This window comes from Candidatus Poribacteria bacterium (assembly GCA_021295715.1).
Lineage (GTDB): Bacteria > Poribacteria > WGA-4E > WGA-4E > WGA-3G > WGA-3G.
On sequence record JAGWBV010000015.1, the window covers coordinates 3,816 to 22,339 of the forward strand.

The 18,524-nt window shown below is 46.7% G+C and carries 14 protein-coding genes and 1 tRNA gene; 5 read left to right on the forward strand and 10 right to left on the reverse strand.

Annotated features, from left to right (window positions below):
• The 8 genes from J4G07_06335 to J4G07_06370 all read right to left on the reverse strand — a co-directional run.
• Positions 1-607, reverse strand: a 607-nt coding sequence (locus J4G07_06335) for an ATP-binding cassette domain-containing protein (protein MCE2413606.1), incomplete at its 3' end; no start/stop codon positions are given.
• A gap of 591 nt (positions 608-1,198) precedes the next feature.
• Complete coding sequence (locus J4G07_06340; GenBank protein MCE2413607.1) at positions 1,199-1,396, reverse strand: hypothetical protein; 198 nt, start codon at positions 1,394-1,396, stop codon at positions 1,199-1,201.
• Positions 1,397-2,126: 730 nt separating this feature from the next.
• Complete coding sequence (locus J4G07_06345) at positions 2,127-2,486, reverse strand: cupin domain-containing protein (protein ID MCE2413608.1); 360 nt, start codon at positions 2,484-2,486, stop codon at positions 2,127-2,129.
• A gap of 30 nt (positions 2,487-2,516) precedes the next feature.
• Positions 2,517-3,353, reverse strand: a complete 837-nt coding sequence (locus J4G07_06350; protein ID MCE2413609.1) for a metallophosphoesterase family protein — start codon at positions 3,351-3,353, stop codon at positions 2,517-2,519.
• 38 nt (positions 3,354-3,391) lie between these two features.
• On the reverse strand, positions 3,392-4,840 hold the full coding sequence (locus J4G07_06355; protein MCE2413610.1) for a HEAT repeat domain-containing protein: 1,449 nt from the start codon (positions 4,838-4,840) through the stop codon (positions 3,392-3,394).
• Positions 4,841-4,912: 72 nt separating this feature from the next.
• The gene (locus tag J4G07_06360) at positions 4,913-5,797 is read right to left on the reverse strand and encodes a HEAT repeat domain-containing protein (GenBank protein MCE2413611.1); all 885 of its coding nucleotides are present in this window, start codon (positions 5,795-5,797) and stop codon (positions 4,913-4,915) included.
• 237 nt (positions 5,798-6,034) lie between these two features.
• Positions 6,035-6,610, reverse strand: coding sequence for a GNAT family N-acetyltransferase (locus J4G07_06365; protein MCE2413612.1), 576 nt, complete (start codon positions 6,608-6,610; stop codon positions 6,035-6,037).
• Positions 6,611-6,772: 162 nt separating this feature from the next.
• Complete coding sequence (locus tag J4G07_06370) at positions 6,773-9,226, reverse strand: DEAD/DEAH box helicase (GenBank protein ID MCE2413613.1); 2,454 nt, start codon at positions 9,224-9,226, stop codon at positions 6,773-6,775.
• A gap of 395 nt (positions 9,227-9,621) precedes the next feature.
• On the opposite strand from J4G07_06370, the gene J4G07_06375 reads away from it, so the two are divergent.
• Complete coding sequence (locus tag J4G07_06375) at positions 9,622-10,125, forward strand: hypothetical protein (GenBank protein MCE2413614.1); 504 nt, start codon at positions 9,622-9,624, stop codon at positions 10,123-10,125.
• A gap of 14 nt (positions 10,126-10,139) precedes the next feature.
• Here J4G07_06375 and J4G07_06380 read toward each other — a convergent pair.
• A tRNA-Ala gene (locus J4G07_06380) sits at positions 10,140-10,208 on the reverse strand.
• Between the two features lie 42 nt (positions 10,209-10,250).
• Between J4G07_06380 and J4G07_06385 the strand changes: the two genes are divergently transcribed.
• The 4 genes from J4G07_06385 (at position 10,251) to J4G07_06400 (ending at position 14,497) form a co-directional block, all read left to right on the forward strand.
• Entirely contained in the window at positions 10,251-11,087 is an 837-nt protein-coding gene (locus J4G07_06385) for a transglutaminase family protein (protein ID MCE2413615.1), read from the forward strand.
• Positions 11,088-11,369: 282 nt separating this feature from the next.
• A complete protein-coding gene (locus tag J4G07_06390) occupies positions 11,370-12,152 on the forward strand; it encodes a hypothetical protein (protein MCE2413616.1) in 783 nt (260 codons plus the stop codon).
• Positions 12,153-12,252: 100 nt separating this feature from the next.
• Positions 12,253-12,933, forward strand: coding sequence for a tRNA (adenosine(37)-N6)-threonylcarbamoyltransferase complex dimerization subunit type 1 TsaB (tsaB, locus tag J4G07_06395; protein ID MCE2413617.1), 681 nt, complete (start codon positions 12,253-12,255; stop codon positions 12,931-12,933).
• A 133-nt stretch (positions 12,934-13,066) separates the two neighbouring features.
• The gene (locus tag J4G07_06400) at positions 13,067-14,497 is read left to right on the forward strand and encodes an oligosaccharide flippase family protein (GenBank protein ID MCE2413618.1); all 1,431 of its coding nucleotides are present in this window, start codon (positions 13,067-13,069) and stop codon (positions 14,495-14,497) included.
• 174 nt (positions 14,498-14,671) lie between these two features.
• On the opposite strand, the gene J4G07_06405 is transcribed toward J4G07_06400, so the two are convergent.
• Positions 14,672-18,487: a T9SS type A sorting domain-containing protein gene (locus J4G07_06405; GenBank protein MCE2413619.1), complete on the reverse strand. Its 3,816-nt coding sequence runs from the start codon at positions 18,485-18,487 to the stop codon at positions 14,672-14,674.
• Positions 18,488-18,524 lie beyond the last annotated feature (37 nt).

Below are 18,524 nucleotides of genomic sequence, written 5' to 3' on the forward strand. Positions count from 1 at the left end.
CATCTAAGACTAGGACCTTTGCACCTTCTAATAGCAACCGGAAAATCTCAACGCGCTGCCGTTCCCCCATAGAGAGTTGCGAAACGTTCACATTCGGACGGATATCAAAACCTAAATGCTCTGCTGAATCCATAAGGTGCTGGTTCCACTGTTTTGACTTCAAAACCCAAGGTGTATTGGAGGAACCTAACGCAAGATTTTCGCCAACAGTCAACGCTGGAACCAGTGAAAAGTGTTGATGTACCATACCAATGCCAGCTAATTTGGCATCTTTAGGACTATGAAATACCACTTCTTGGTTATCAATTTCAATCCGTCCGGTATTTGGCGTGTAGAAACCAGCAAGTATTTTCATCAACGTGGTCTTCCCCGCGCCATTCTCACCAAGGATGGCGTGGATCTCCCCCCGCTTTGCCTCACAAGTGACATCTTGATTGGCTACGACTCCACCTGGGAATCGCTTGGTTATATTTTGAAGGCGAACGCTCACTTCATCAAAAGACATAGTTGTTTCCTCTGCAAGTGGCAATTCCTTATTCTTAGACTCCATTGTGTCGAATTTAGGTTGTATCTCTTTAATAATTGTTTGAGGTTTAATATGATTCATTTTGCTTTACTCCAGCCAATGTTTTCCAGCAATTCTTCAAAATTTCAAGTCTATCTATATTCTGAAGTTACTGTAACGTGAGTTTGATAAAAGCGGGATGTCGGGTTTCGCTACCGCTATTTCGCCAAAAAGCACCTTGGAAAAGGTCATATCTCTACCCGACCTACGGATCTATTTTCAAACTGGCGTTACTGTAGCAAAAAGCATGCCAATCACAAGCAATCGCGAAAGTATATCTTTAGCAAGTAGAATCTCTTTATCAGGTCTTAGGCAGTAAGTCTGTTGTCACGTAATGTTTCGAGGAGCCTACCGCATGAAAACATAGAAATAATTAGGCAACAATGGCATAAGTAATAAATATCAAGACGAAAATAAATATGTTACTTATGATGTCTAATTTGATACTATAGATAACAAATTGGAAATACTGATGGATAGCAATAGGTGGTAAATTCTTGGGCAATATACGGGCGATGAATCGCCCTACTACGAACCTATCCTCAATTTTAAGATGGACAGGACAGTAGCGAGGTGTTTTGGGCAGCCACAATACCTACCCTTACAAGTGTTCCGATATCCTCGGACTTTACTTTACTCAGCGTGCCCGACCTGTTCCATAAGTCGTTCCAACTTACTCGGATCTTTGACACCTTTTGATGCTTCAACCCCGGAACAAAGATCAATGCCGTGAGGTCGGATCGTTTCAATAGCAGCTTTGACGTTCTCTGGACGAATCCCACCTGCGAAGAAAACCGGCAGTGGACTTTCCGTGATGAGTTGCCACCGTATCTCGGTTTCTCAAGACTCATATCAACACTATCAAATAGTAGAAAATCCGCACCAGCATCTCGATATGCCTGCATCTCCTCCTGAACAGCCGGGATATCTACATTTTCAGGACGTCCCGCTGGTAAATAGACAGATTTCCAGAACTCACATGCATCTGTGCGCTTAAGTTCCTCAACCTGCTGAGGAGATTCCTGTCCGAGGAGTTGAACGGCAAACGGCTGAACTTGTGAAACTATTTCTTGTATGTCGGATGTTGAGCGGTTATAGAGTAGAATTACGGTGGGAATAGGACTTTCGCTGGCAATTTCGGCGGCTTGCGGAGCGGAGCGTGTCCGTTCAGATACGGCAACATCAACCAACACGCCGATGTAATCCGCACCCGCATCAGCGGCAAGTCGAGCGTCATGGATAGAAGTGATGCCGCAGATTTTAACACTACAGCAGGATTCTCTATGCATTTTTTAATTTTCCCTTGCGGTTCGGTTAGGTGAATTTGGAAAATAACGTACCTTTCCGTATATCCGCCCGCGCCGTTGTTGCAGGCTACTCTTACGAAGTTTCAGCATATAAGCAAAATTTTGTAAGTAGCAACCTAATAGTCTGTCACATCTAAACTGATAGGTGTACTCGACCGATTTTGTTGGGTTTCACGCCGTTCTACCTGCAGGAAATACCCAATCAAAAACACCTACAAAAAGTCAAAATAACGTTGACAAACTATTAAGTTATCTCACTCTTCAAAGACGGTTTGGCGGTCGGCATCTGAATAACAGATAATCATTGTTACGGGCTGCCAACCGGTATTGACAGCGTTGTGCCTGACATTGCGCGGAATACGTAACATCATGCCAGGCCTGAGTGGGATGACTTCATCGCCCAATTTGTGGTCACATTCACCAGAGAGGACATAGATAAGTTCTTCACAGTTCGGATGATAATGGGTAGGATTGCCTTCACCGGCGTTAATATAGACAACACCAAAAGTCATCTCAGCTTCTGGATCAATCTGATCGTTACAGAGCCACTTAATCGCTCCCCACGGGAATTCAAGCGCACCGGCATCATTGCTGTTGGTTAAAGTTATCTCCATAGTGGTTTCCTTTCTATCTTTCAAATTCAATTATACCTCGAAACAAGCCAAACATTGTGTCGCATAAGTCTGCAAACCCGCCGTAGGTTCTTTCTGAAGATAACCAACAGGAGCAGAGATAGCCTGCACACTGTCGATTTGCATATCAACTGCCTGATGTGTATGTCCGAAAAGCGCGTGCGTTACAAGCGGTTCCTGCAAACACTGAGCCCCAAGATGTTTACTGCCCATGAACGCCCGAAAATAATCCCACGGCAATTCACCTCGGTATCGGATACACTTCCGAAACGGAACATGGTGTGTGACGACAACGATATGTGATACATCATTCCGAATAGAGGCAATCTGCATCTCAAGAGCTGCTTCAAAACGTCGGGCGACACCTGGATCGGTATCATTCCATTTGGCGTATCGCTTATCGTTCCAGACGGCTCCCATCAACTCCTTTTCGGCATACTGAGCATCGGAAAAATCGTACCCATCGGGTGCGAAACTATAATCGTACCAGCCGATCGTCCCACAGAAACCGACTTTTTCGCTGATAAACGGCGCGTCCATCAACGGATGAATCCCACACGCATCACAAAGTTCCGAAATAATCCGACATTTCTGCTCACTCGTAACGTTAGCGGTTTCAATCGCCCAAATGTCATGGTTACCGGGGACAAACACTATCTCACATGCCAAATCCGCGAGGTGAAAGGCATTCAGTGTTTCGGAGAGTTGAACTAAATGTCGTGCGATATCTCCGGCGATCACGAACACATCAAGTTCTGCTGCCTTAACAGCATCAATGAGATGTGGAACAAGTAACTTGTTCAAAAGCGTAACGTCCGTGTGCAAGTCTGAAATGAGTCCAATTTTCATTAGCAGCCCACAACCTGTTGCGCGAGCGTTCCGCCGAATTACATTGATCCGTCTCCGAGACCTCTGAAGACCTCATCGAGAAAGATACGCACACCACTTTCATCGTCCTGCTGGTACTGTTGGAGTTGACGTTCCAACGCTTGGATTGAAGGCATATCGCCAATTTTTGCGATCGCGTCGACAAGGGTGAGTTGAATCGCCGATTCAGTGCTATTTTCCAAGGCATGAATCAATCGATCCCGCGCCTTAGATCCCCCGATGCTCCCGAGTGCGGAAGCAGCAATATCCTTCGTGCTGGTGTCGCCCTTTTCAAACGCAGTAATAAGCGTATCAACGGCAGGTTGACCGATCTGACTGAGTGCCAATCCAGCTTGGAATCGGATACCGGGAATTTCCGCAGGATTCTCAAGAACCGCAACGAGGGCATCAATGGCAGAAACCGGTTTGAGTATTCCGAGCATCGCGAGGCAGGCGCGTCGAATTTCTTGCTCTGGTTCCACTTCAATTTGGATGTATGCTTGCGCAAGTTCAGCGAGTTGTCCTTCGTTAATTTTTTGATAAAGTGCTTCGGATCTGTGTCTGAATTGGGTCCCGAAGGGAGCCTTAAGGGTGGCGGTATTCTCGGTTCTATCGACAGTAAGCAAACCCAGGATCGCAGCAGATTCTAACTGTTGTGCCTGAAGACCATCGGCTGGCAGTTGGTTCACGTCGGCACGTTGAAACTCCTGAAAAAGATCGTTTAGGACACTCAATTCAACGAGACGTTGAAGGCTATTAATGGCACCTTTCCGGAGCGAGAATTCTGTACTATTTTCGAAGAGGTCGACGAGTGGCTCAATCGCACGGACATCGCCTAAGTCTCCGAGTGCGTCGACAGCGGCAATCTTCACACCTATTAATTCGGTCGTTCGGAAAGTAAACTGCTTTTTAGAAAGTTCTCCGAGCGTTTTCTTGTAATCATCAAGGCTATAAATTTTGCGTTCATCGACAATTTTCTCAACAATGTCTCCTACCTGAATATCGGTATTTGCCGCTGGGGTACCGGGTTGAATCTCTTTGACCCGCACTGTCCCATTGCCTTCAACGCTGAGTCCTACCTTATCTCCTTGTCTGCGGAGGGCGATACGCAGTGGAGGCTTATCTTTTAGATAAAGAATGAAGTTATTATCCTCATCGAGTGCCTGCTTTATTGCCCTGTTAAAGTCTCCAGCCTCTCGAGCAGGATATTCTGCAATGACGTAAGAGATGAGTTCACCGGCCTCGAGTTGTGCTCTATCTGCGGGACCGTTGGGTGTCGTATTCAAAACAACGACGCCACTGGTCGACCAACGGTCTTTTAGGTCACTGTCTAACTGCTGCACCTGCATTTTCAGGCGTTCATCGTAATGCTGATTATCACATCCGAGTCCGAGTACCAGTAAAAAAAGGAGTGGCACGATAAACACCGAGGGGTGAGATTCGTTAAACCATCTTATTTTTTTTCGCATTTTTGAATTATTCCTTGCGGTTTTATAATTTTACCTTGCGGATAAACAAAGGGATGCTGCGTAAGTCCTAATTCAGTTAATCGGGATAACAACATCCCGGCTGCTCTGTTCCTTTAGAGCCTCTAAGAGCGGTTCCACAACTTTCTCGTCGCCGAGGACAGCCAAGGCTCGAATGGCATCAACACGCAGCGATGACCCCTTATTCTGCACAATTTTGACTAATTCCGGCACAGCAGCCCCACCGATTTTGCCGAGTGCTTCCACAGCAAGTTGTCGGACTTCAGGTTCCTCCCGATCGCGCGCCCATTTTGCAGAACCGGACTCAATTAAGGCAGCGAGTGCTGGAATCGCTTGTTCACTTCCGACCTCTCCGAGTGCCTTGACGGCATTCAAGCGAGTTTCCATTCTTCGATGATCCAGCAGTTTTACCAAAAGCGGGACAATTGTCCCCGGATCTTCCTGACCGAGATGCCCAAGTACCCAATTCGCATTATGCCTATCGCGATTGTCGCTCGACTTGATTGCCTTTTGAAGTTGACTGAGAAGCCGATTCCTATCGCCTTGCTTATAGATCCGTTTTAGAGCATCAAGTGCAGCATTTTGGACATCCAAGTCATCATCACGGAGTGTCTCAAAAACGAGTCTTTCGAGGTACTTCCGCTGCTCTGCTTGATATGCGAGGAACATCTGTTTGCCTCGTTCAGCGATCGATGCTTCTTGCCAATCAGTGGTATCCGGTTCGTAAAATTCCTGCGAGTTGTAATATCCAAGCAGATAGTGTGCCTCAGCACTATCAATCTGTTGCTGGAGTGCGAGTTTAAATTCTCGGACAGCGCGTTCTTCTTTGCGTCGTTTATCCGATTTAATCAGTTCTTTACCCTTCGCGAGGTTCTCGTTCTGAGTGCCGCACCCCATTACAAAGAGCGTAAGCACAAGGGCAAGCCAGATTTTCTTCATAGTCCGTTTCTCCTATGCCACTGTCGTAAAGCCCCTAATTACTTGGACCTTGGCAGTAGGCGAGGTATTTTTGCGAATCAACACGGGATTAAGTCTGAGAATAGACGAAATCCGTAGCGCAAGTCGCGTGTGGACTTGCGAGACAATGTATTACATTTGCGCGTGTGGCATTCGGTAGGGTGTTTCCTTTAGAAACTGCGCCAGCGGCGGCGCGGGGTTCATTGATGAATCACACCATTAGGCATTAAGAAGTTCCTGTTGCTCGCCCGCGGTCTCAGTAACGGGATTTTCAACGGTGTCTGTATCTACGACTTCTTCTGCGGTTTCCTCTTCTACGACTTCTTCTGCGACCTCTTCTTGTTCTTCTGCGTCAAGCATTTTCTGCAAAATAACAATCGGTTTTTCAACGAAGCCCCAATCCTTATATCTCTGGATGACATTCGTTTCCGAGGATGCCAGTTCAATTTCAAGGGTTTTCGCGCCATTTTCTGCCGCGGCAGCCTCGGCAGCCTTTATGAGATAATCCGCCACACCTAACTGCCGAAAGGGTCCAGATACAGCGAGATTCCCGACTTGAGCCACCTCAGAATCATGGGAACCCTTACTTACGGTAATCTGCCCGATCGGGTATCCACTCGACTCAGCAACGAGTCGATGGGTTTGACCGTCTGAGTCCAAATCGGCTTTGAGTTCTTCCGCAACTTCTGCTGGAGTTTTCTCAGGGAAACAAAATGTGTGTAAATGCACTGCATCGTTTTCTTCAGCCGGGCGTACCTTGAGCGCACCAGCCAAGTCGAAAGCTTGATTTGCCATGTTAATCTCCTTTATCCATTATCAAAGTGCTGGCATCTTTGAGCACTGCGCCGCAGCACCTCTCAATCGCCAGCATCCATCCACATGATTCTGCCATTGTAATACAATCTATTTCACATTACAAGCATTTTTCAAAAAGTTGTCATCTGAAAGCAAAACGCGCTAAGGAATCGATGTTTCACTTCCTGCTTCAGCATCCTCCGAACCTTCAAGGGCAACAGGGAGTGGCTGGTCGGATTCCTCAACTTTTGTTTCATCAAGATCCTCCTGCCCAATTCGCAGTTGCCGCTCTGCATCCACAACATCTCTGTTAATCTTGCCGATACATCGGTTGAGTTTATCAACGAGAGCAGTATGACCACTCATAGCACGACGGATTTGGCGAAGCTGATCAACGACGAGTCGAAAGGATCTGACAAAGTCGCCAGCATCTAAACGTGCATATCGTTCAAGTTTGTCAAAATCACAACCTTGACTCCAAGCGAGCATCGCAGTGCAGAGTCGAAGTTCTAAGAGCGGTGTGATTTCAGTCACCTTATGTTTAGCCTCTAAATTCTGTATGAGCGAAATTTCAGAACTGACTGCATAAAGATTCTCTAACAAACGTTCATCTTTGAGCGGTTTAAAGTATCCATCTTTACGGGGTTCGGTGACAATAGCGACCATGAGACAGTTAATTTCGTCCTCTGTCAACCTTTCAAAAAAGCCGCTAAACAGTACTTGGGTTAGCTGGACCTCATATCCATAGAGATGGCCAGCGGTGCTCCCGCGCGGCAGAAGCGTTTGTGCGTCAATGTATCCGAGTTCTTCAAGCACTTTCAAACGGGCGGCTATCTGTCGCTGGGGATCGTTTTCAACAAGTGTTGTCTTTTTCTTAAGTTTTTGAAGTCGTTCCTCTTCCTTGCGAATGGTTTTATATTTCCCGGTACATGTGGATAAGTGCTGACAGTCGGTACAAAGACTCTCCTCGCGCCTCGTTTGAAAACGTTTAATTTCTTTCTGAACGGTTCTCAATCGCCTCGCGCGTTCCTTTTTCCGCTTTTTTCCTCGCGTCTGGGATTTGATTTGTGCGAGTTCTACATGCAAACGCTGAAGATTTTTTTTATGATTCCGCTGCTGACGATAATGTTTCTCAATTTGCACACTCCCATCAATACCTTCGTGAATACACTCGGGTTTAGGGAGCGTCTGAAGTTTTTCCGTCTTATCTTTAATTTGCTTATTGAGCTTAGTGACCCGCACGCGGTTCTGATGGTTACTCAAACTCATCGTATAAACATCGTAAATGTCATCACCATATTTCTGATAAAGGTTGAGAATGCTGGAATAGGAAAGATTGAATTGGCTCTCTATGGGTTCGATCTTATCAGAAACAATACGTCGAATTTCATTGAAATCCGCATAAGCGGGTATAATTTGGGCATAGACGTAACCGATGGAGTCAATACCGCGCCTGCCAGCACGCCCCGACATCTGACGATATTCTCGTGCCTTGAGATGCCGAAATCCGAGTCCATCAAATTTTTCAAGGCTGTCAAAGACCACTGTACAGGCTGGCATATTAATACCAACAGCGAACGTTTCAGTGGTAAAAAGGAGTTGAATTAATCCGGAGGTAAACAACCTCTCGACGACCTCTTTCAGCGTTGGTAACATACCCGCGTGATGATAAGCGATGCCGCAACTGACTAACCTACGGAATTCCGTAATTTTCTTTTCTTCGACGATGTCAAATTGGAGACAGAGCTCATCAAATTGCTTTAAAATCTGTTCGGTCTGTTTTTTATTTAGCAACTGTAGCTGCGATCCGAACACCAATGCACCTGCGTTTTCTTCACACCCCCTCCGACTAAAACAGAAATAGAGGCAGGGAAGCTGCTTCTCTCGACGGAGATGTGGAATCAGGCTTGTCTCTACCAAGTCAGCAGGAAGTGCTGGAGGTTTTTTATCTTCAAATGGGTCGGCTTTTCGTTTACGCGAGTCGTGCTGCGCCCTTCTGCGAAGTGCGGAGATATGTTCTACACTACCGATGCCATAATCTTTAAAATAGAGGTGATGCTCCAAAGGAACGGGACGTTTTAATTCTTCAATTATCTCGATGTCAATATCCCGAACACCTTGCATCCATTCGGTGAAGGGACGAATATTTGGGATTGTCGCGCTCAGACAAACGAATTTAATATGTTGAGGTGCGAAAATGAGGCTTTCTTCCCAGACGGTGCCGCGCTCAATATCATTAATATAATGAATTTCATCAAAGATGACGTAAGATACGTCTCTTAACCGTTCAATATCATCAAAGATAGTATTTCGAAAAATCTCGGTCGTCATCAAGAGTACTTGTGCATACGGATTGAGTACGACATCGCCAGTGACAATTCCGATTTTTTCCCCATACTCGGCGTAAAAGTCCCGATATTTTTGATTACTAAGGGCTTTGATCGGTGCGGTGTAGATAACGCGTTGGTTTTCCTTAAGACACTTTTCAACAGCGTATTCAGCGATGACGGTTTTGCCAGCCCCCGTCGGGGCAGTGACAATTACTGACGTATCCCGATTAATCGCTGCGATCGCTTTCTCCTGAAACCGATCCAGTTCTAACCCTTTGTAAAGCATCCAACCCTCCCTTGCACTCCAAACCCCATCTGCGCATGTAAAGCAGTGTGAGGCGTAATGTTAAAATTAATTGTAATAGATGCGTTATTTTTTGTCAAGCGAAATTTTTCTCAAATTCGTAGAGTCCAACACTGCCACAGGCATCAGCGGTCAGTATAAGTCGGGTTGAAAACCCATCCCACAAAAGACACCACCAGTTGTCGGTAAGGCGAGGTTAGAAACCTCGCCAGCAGGGAATGATCAGCAAGCCTCGGGAATCGGAGTTTCCGCCTACAGAAGAGTTGAATGCCTTTGGCACTTCCACCGTTTCTCCTTGACATCCTCCACCTTTCATGGTATTATGGTATGAAGGATATTCAAATCGGGTTCGATAGTGAAGTTAGAGGTGCAAACTTATGCAAAACACTAAAGGGAGACGAAACCAAGTGTCACATATCTCTTATGGAAAACAGATCTTGGCGATTCTGATATGTGTTGCGCTTTTTGGCGTTATCGGATGGGCACAAAAGAACAATGCCGAAAATAAGAAAGGCACCACCTTAGAAGATCTCGGTGTAACAGAAGCACAGAAATCCCAACTTGAAGAATTGTGGAACCTGAAACGCCAAAAGGACATTCAGGCAATCAACGATTTGAAAACTTTAAATCGACTTGCCAAAGATTCGCTTGTAGAAGATACAGAGATTCAGAAGACCTTAGACGAATTCCGAGCGAAGCGGAAGGAAATGCAAGGACGGATTGAGGAAATTGAGGAAGAATTGGTTCAGATATTGCCGACCCGAGCGCAACTCCATTTAACACTGATGGGGGTGTTGGATAACGGTATCCCGCGCCGAACGAAGAAAACACAAACCAACAAGACGACAGACGCAGCACCCAAATCACCGCCGGAACAGTAGGTGCAATAAAAAAGTGGAGGATACCAGACTTGAACTGGTGACCTCTTGCATGCCATGCAAGCGCTCTCCCAGCTGAGCTAATCTATTCTGAGGGAATGCAAGAAAAATTTACTTTTATCGGAAAAATGACAAAAAAACCGCAAACAGATCCATTTTTCTCCTTCGCGAACCTGAATAGTACCGAGGTTGAACTCGCAACAGGTGCGCTGCTCATCGCGCAGAGCGAGTATCGCGAACTTAATATTGAGAATTACCTCCACCAGCTTGATGAGATGGCGGATACGGTTCGGGAACGGATCCAAGAGACGACGCTACCTGAGGCGCACATTACTGTCCTGAATCAATACCTCTTTCAGGAAAAAGGGTTCACAGGAAATACCGACAACTACTACGCCCTCGGCAACAACTTCCTCAACTTTGTCCTTGATAAAAAGACGGGGATTCCGATTACGTTAGGTGTTGTCTACATCGAAGTCGGCAGACGCGCTGGGTTACCACTTGTTGGCGTAAATTTTCCGGGGCATTTCCTTGTAAGATACCAACGTGAGCATTTAGACATCCTGCTTGATGTATTTGAAAACGGATCTTTTATGTGTGAAGACGCACTCCAGACAAAACTCCAAGAAACGCATGGTGACTCGGTCCCACTGGAATCGAGTATGTTGGTTGAAGCGACAGATAAAGAGATTCTTGCCCGCATTTTGCGGAACCTGACGCGCGCCTACACGCTTCTTGAAAACTACGATAAAGCACTTACAGCGGCTGAACGGATCACGTGGCTGCTACCGAACGTCGCCGCGGATTATCGCCTCCTGGGTTACCTGCACTACAAAAATCATGCATACAGCGAAGGTATCGCTGCTTTCGAGACCTATCTCCAACTCACAAACGCGCCACCCGATGCTACAGCAGTTGAGCGAAACATCCAACACCTCCAAAAATTGCTCTCGCGTCTGAATTAAGAATAGCCGTCAGCGGTCAGCGGTCAGCAAGAATCGGGAATTGAGGTGTTTTCTCCTCCCATAGAAGAACTGAATAGCCCTAATTACCAACACAAAAACATGACATTTTTTAACGGACGTGATATACTGAGTTGAAACGTCTGGTTAGCGGATGTGCACGTGCGGCGGATTTCCGCTTTCAAGTCCGTGACGGTCCGCATAATGGTTAATGGCAAACACTACATTTGAATCTCAGCGGTTTCTGGAGAATCTCAACCTAAATTAACTATGGAGGAGATGACCATGAAGTACCTGGAACGCTATTGCACTTGGGTATGTGCTGTCCTGCTTCTGCTCAATTTATCAGGACCAGCACTGGGACAGGCAGAAAAGGCGGAAACCCTTGTCGGACACTGGACCTTTGAGAAAGGTGTCGAACTGGAAGATCTTACGGGTAACTTTGCCGACATTAAACTCAATGGTGCTACAATTGAGGACGGTCAATTAAATGTTGATCTTGGCAAGTGGGCAATCGCAAGTGGATATGATGGAGCGGACATCGGAGAAAAGACCTTGGTGTCGTGGGCTATCATGGATAACCTTGATGTACAGGCAGGCTCAATATTAACCATCGACCGTCTCTCGGATCCGACATTCGACGCGATCGTCTTTGGAGAACGCCAACATCATCGCTGGATGGCAGGGAGCGGGTGGTTTCATCGCACCCAAGACCCGAAACCGGGGTTCGAGGAAAAGAAAACGGGAGAGCTGATTATGATGGCAATCTCGTATGAAGATGATGGTGGTACGGCGCGTGTGCAGATATACCGGAACGGGGACAAAATTGGGGACTATACCTTTGGTCAATTCGTGACTTTTGATAACAACGATGCGGAGGCAATTTGGGGGAAGCGTCACGGCGGTTTAGCGGGAGGTCCCGGTGATCTTGATGCTCATATCGAGGATTCACGAATCTATGCCGCTGCCCTCAGTGAGGCAGAGATCAAAAAATTACTGCCAGACTCGCTTGATGTGGAAGCGCACGGTAAACTCGCGACGACATGGGCAAAGTTGAAAACCGAGTAGCTATTGCGTGAGAGTCTCGGAGGGTTTTAAAATCCTTCGGGACTCCGCGAGAGAAAATCAACATTAATCTACAACGGTGAAGAGAAACCGAAACGCACGCATGAAAATTTTAGGTATTGACACCTCTACCCCTATTGGGAGTATCGCCTTAATAGATGGCGATAATTTAGTCGCAGAACATACACTCAACATTGTCCAAGCACACTCCTCGAGACTCATGCCAGCGATTGATAGCGTCTTGAAATGGGGTAATATCACAGTAGATGCTCTGGATGGATGTGCCGTTGGCATCGGACCCGGATCGTTCACCGGTATTCGCATCGGTGTCGCGACGATCAAATCCATCTGTTATGCCCTCGACACACCGATTGTTGGTGTCTCGACCTTGGAGGCGATCGCCTATAACCTCCGATCGACAAACGGTGTCATCTGTCCACTTCTCGATGCCCGACGGAGCGAAATTTATGGCACTGCTTTCCATGGCGGCACCGAATGGCAACGTCTCAGCGAAGATCTCTGCTTACCCGTCGATGCATTCCTCGATCGACTCACTACGAATGTCCCATCAAATGGTCTTCTCAATTTCGTTGGGGATGGACTCCTGACGTACGGAGATGCAGTCCGAGAAAGGCTCGGTGGGAACGCACACTTTGCCAATCCTATTTTCAACGTTCCACGGGGGGCAACGATTGCACACCTTGGGGCACAACGGCTGCAGCACGGCGATACCGATAGTTACTGGACCTTAGTACCGAACTACGTTAGGGTCGGATTATATTAAATTTCTAATTTACCTTGCGGAGAAACGACGTGCGTTTTACCTATCAAGTCCGCCCCTCAAATCCGTCTGCGCCGTTGTTGCAGACTACGGTTTTAGCACTTACGAAAAGTGGAACGGTGAAGCGCAGCATTAGATGAACCGTATTTTTAAAAACACGTCATCCCTATCCAGTGCCCACCTTATCGGCCGCCTCGGCTCACTCGTGATAACGATCTGGCTCATGCCACGTTATTTTAGTGAAAGTGAACTCGGCGGCTATTTTGTTGCGATTGCCCTCACGAACCTTATTGCGATTCTCACGGAATTAGGACTCCAAAACCCACTCATCCGAGAGATGACGTTGCACCCGCAACAGACCCGACACTATCTCGGCAACGCGCTCATTGTCCGCGTCATTCTCTCAATTGTTGCTTATGGCATCATGATTATCAGCGGTATAATCCTCTATCCGCCGATAATCCTAAAGATGATAGTTTTTTTAGGGTTGGCAGAGATTGTCAATTCGTTAGCACAATTGCACCGATGTGTCTTCCGCGCGCACGAGGAGATGAAATATGAGGCTTTAACCGTAATAGCCGAGCGTGGCGCGTTTCTTGTCATCGGCGGTGGCGCGATTCTACGCGGCTATGGACTCGTGCCGATCTGTCAAGTGATGCTCGCAGCGAGTTGTATTAATCTGGTTTTGAGCGTTGGATTCGCCCGATTCCGCTTCACGCGACTGCGTTTCCAACCGAGTCGAGAGATCGTGAAAGTGCTGATGCAGCAGGCGTTGCCGTTTGCGGTTGGGAACCTCTTCAATCTGCTCTATTTTCGCGTTGATGCGATTCTGCTATCAAAATTAAGCGCGGAAGGGGTGGATGCCAACACATGGTATGGTCTGGCGTATACGATTGTTAACGCTTTCACGACTCTGCCGGGAGCGTTCATGATGGGTGCGATGTTCCCTGTGCTATCTCGTGCATGGGAACGAGAGAAAGGGAGGTTCCCGGGGGCATACGCGCTTGGTATGCGGTGGATGGTCCTGAGTGGATTTCCGTTAGCGGTTGGACTTTCAATATTATCGCCCGAAATTACGATGGTGTTATTTCCGACCTACACACCGAGTGAAGTCGCCAAAATATCAATTGCACTCCAATGGCTCAGTTGGGCGGGTGGACTCATTTTCATAACGACAGCAGTATTGGCGGTGCTTCGAGCGACAGATAAACGTCGTGCTTTCTCCGTCCTGATGGGCACAACGGCACTCCTGAACATCTGTTTGAATCTATACCTAATCCCGCGTTTCAGCCACACGGGTGCCGCCATTGCGATGGTTATCAGTGAGGGATACCTACTTATTTTTGGAATCGGTTACATTTCAAGAAACATTATCAAATTACGGGAAACCCCGTTTATATTCCGCACGTTTTTGAAAGCATGTCTCCTCTCTGCTCTGATGGGCGTTGGTTTAGTGCAGTTGAAGGGTTCCCTCTCTATCTGGACACTGATTCCGTTGGCAGTGTTGTTTTATGGGGGCGGGATGGCGATTCTGGGGGAATTTCGGGAAAGACTTCGGTTTGAGTAAATTCGTACTTGTTTGAATCAGGACTCACAGGATGAGGGGATTTACAGGATGAGAGACGCTTATCGCTTGAAAATTGCCCTTCATAGAATCACAGAAATATTTTCAACTTCATAAAGTTTATACTATAAGAGGAACACAACCTAACAGGTTATGTTACAAAGAGGGTAACTTAGGTTATTTTACTATTACTGCTCGTTGTGTGGCAGTGAAATCTCCCGCCACGAACTGTAAAAAGTAGACACCACTTGAAACCTGTTCGCCCGTTTCATTCCGTCCATCCCAATAGGCGGCTCGTTCTCGTGTGAGGTAATACCCCACAGGCTTGAACCCAATAGGAATTGTTCGGACTAAACGACCACCCACATCGTAGATTTCCATGCTCACATCTGCCGCGTCTGCCAATTGATACGGTATCCATGTTTCAGGATTGAAGGGGTTGGGGTAATTCGGGAGGAGTCGCGTCTCTCTGACCCCTTGATTGGCGGTTGCCAACCAAGCACGTAAAATCTGAACTGTCATCTTAACACTATCGGATTTCTCTGGAATAGTTTCCAATTCATTCAAGGCGCGCCGGACGACAATAACATCTTCAGGCGAGGACGGTGTGTTTTTGATGACATCCATCAGAGAAGGTGCGGCAGCTATCTTTTTACCGAGACGTTCCGCAACAGATACAAGATCAAGGATATTCACCTGTCCATCTTTGTTGACATCTACTCTCGGATTGGAGGGTAGTTTCTGTCCAAGATTCTGTGCCACAAGAATAATATCAAGAATGTTGACAATCCCGTCCTGATTGACATCTCCACTGGGTTCAACCCCTTCAGCAGCGATAAACAGATCTGCCCATTGTGCCCAGTCGCAATTTACATCTTCACCAGGATCGGTTATCAATTCCAACAACACATAGTCTCCCGTGTACCTCGAAAGAGATACGTTAGCATCTTCCCACCCAAAGGTGTTTGTGAAACGTTCAAATTGCGTTTCACCATTCACAAGCACCTTGAAAAACACACCATCACTGCATCCGTCTTGTAATCCCATTGAAAAAGAGAATATTATCTTGCGTGCTTGAGGCAAGAATAACAAAAACTGGAGAACAGTTTGTCCACCACGAGGCGGATGTGCAATAATACTCTCCTTGGGGATTCCGCCGATAGTCATGACACTAAGTTCACCTGAGTTCCACACACTCCCGAGGCGGAATATCCCCTCAAACTGCAGTCCAGCAGTAAATTCGGTATCTCTCAGATTATATGGGGAAATCATTTGTTGTCCAGGCTGAAAGAAAAAGAGAATTTGTGCAGGAAGTGCCGTCTCAATGACATATTGTCCGTTTCCTTCATCTTCCAGTGTATCAGGGAAAGTTTTTATCGGTTCATTGGGTAAGAAAAATCCTACTTTCGTAAGTTCGTTTGAGGGTTCAGAAACGATTTTAGGTTCTCCCCACACTGCCCAATCCCATCCAGTATTTTCCTCGGGACCTGGATTTGTGGTAAAGCGGAGTTTGATGTCTTCACTTTGATAGGCGGTCAAATCCAGACGGATATGCTCCCACTTCTGTTCTGTGTGATGTCGACGAAAAATTTCATCACCTTGGACAGAGACAATGAAGGTTACACCATCAGAGTTTTCGGAACCCTCTGCCAATCCAATATCAAAATCCAAAGAGATGTGAGAGCTATTTGGCAGCGAAAGTGTCCATTCACCAAATGTATCGCCGCTGATCCCTTGCCAAGGGGGTTGCGCCCAAATTGTAGCCTTACGAATGCCAGAAATAGAAGTCTTACCATGTCCGAAGGTCGCTCCTTTTTGTCGAGGTAATTCTTGCCCATTCACGACAATGCCTGTTTTTAGAACATGAAACTGTGACAATAAATCAATATCGTGACGGACATCCATCTTTTCCAGTTGGAAAAGAGCGGCATTTTCTGTCACACGTGATTCTGTTACAGCAACACCTACTGGCAAGGAATTAATATGTACTCGAGAGAAATTGCGAGGTGTATTGCTTAAGAAATAAGACCTCTCTGGATTCAAACCAAGTATCATCGTCTCATTGTAAGCGTGCCAGTGCGGCAGACTTCGATCCGTCTTTACTTGCGTCACACCAAATACTCTTTCATACCCGGCATCCTCCTGAGGTAAATCAAAGATAGAACCGCCATCAGTAGTTTTCAGCGTTGCAATTTCATCACCTTTACCCACATATTGAAACAGCGTGTCAGCTCCCCAGTCCATCTCAAAGTCCGGCTTCAGACCAAGTTGCTGCCAATTTCGTGCAATTGAGAGTAACTCCTGTGTCCTCACCCGTTCCGGCCCCAAGTCAGCTATTGACGAGAGCCGAAGCGTGGGCAAAACGCCCCAATTCTCATACGACTCCAGATATTCTTGGTAAAGTTGTAGTCCTCTATCAGGGTTAGGCAACGCCAAATAGCCATAAGGTAGCGTATACTGAGAAAATAGGAATGAACTAATTGGGTGTGATTTTGCCGCTGGTCCTCCGTACCAGTCGTGCCGGTGCGAGACTTTCCAACGTTGTGCGAAGCTCTCACGGAAAAATGTGACTTCATGAAGACTCTCACCGCTAAAAACAACTTTCGGCATCGCGGCTGCTAATTCCTCATGCATTCGCAAGTTCCCTTGGGCAGGGGTTAGCCCCTCAACCAGCCCATTTGCATCATTAATTACAAAGTGGCTGATATCCAAATGGAATGCATCCACCCTGTATTTTTCCCACACCTCCTTCAGTTGTCGGATGAGAATTTTTCTAAATGCAGAGTTCGCAAGATTAATAAAGGCATGACGTTGGGGAACATTCGTTCGTTCCCACCACCATCCGCGAAGGTCTCCATTCCATGGATCTCGAAATTGAAATTGCTGAAGGTCCTCATAGAGAGAATGGTACGGTGAAACGCCAACGAGATTTGCATGCGGCATCACCCGAAACCCGTATTGGCGAGCAGCTTCAACAAAACGACCAAACTCAGGTTTTGCTGTATAATCTGGGTAATTCACATCATAATCATTTTTCCGCCACCCTGTCACATACAGTAAAGTTTTTGCGGGATCAATTTGTTCCGCCAACCCATCTAATATGCCAACATCCAAACCGTGATAGATAACAATCAAGCCAATGTTTTGAACCCATGTTGGCATGTCTGACAATCGCCAAGGTTTAAATGTTCTTTCCATCCACTCCCGATACTGTCTCGCAGGCACACGCCAGTCGCCTGTGTATGTATTCAATCTCCACACCACAGATTTCGCGGAGGTCAGGGCATCAAAAGGTGCTTGATTTTGGGTTTCAAAACCGAGGGCAAAACTCTCTACATCTTTTTCATAGTGGAGGACTTTGAACCGAAAGGTCTCATCTGTGCCCCGAACGAAAAAACCACCCTGTTCACCTTGAAGAATCGCGAGTTGCACTTCCCAACTAAACGGATAATCAAAACTTCTGGAAGTGAACGGAGATATCGCGTTAATGATTTGTCCACCGTCCGCTGCAAGAATGAGGTCCAGACTCCTGACATTTAGATTTCCACATCCCCACTGTATCCCATAGACGCCTGCAGTGTCGGAAGTTCCGTCCTGTTGAATCAGTAGATCGCCTGATCTCGCGTCAACGCCTATGAACAGACGAATTCGGTTTTGTCCCTGACGAAACAGGATTTCTGCTTTCAGCGGTGCGACTTTTCTTGCTTCTATTAGCGTCGCTTGGTCGGTCCAGATAGATCTGCCGTCTCTTTTTAATAATCCACTGCGCCCACGAAAACCTGTAACGCCGCCCGCACCGAGAGGGAGGGTATAGGTTTCTTCAGTGAGTTTGTTATGGAATTGGGTGATAACGCCATCGGTGAACTCGACTTGGTAGGTATCGGTTTCGACAAAGACGTTATTGTCAACAACCTTAATTTCGGCAGACCGCGCTATTTGGGAACAACATAAACAGACTATTCCACTTAGAATGACTACGGTAAAGAAACGCAAGTTGCCTTTCCTCCAAAGTTTATATGAAGAAGGCGTG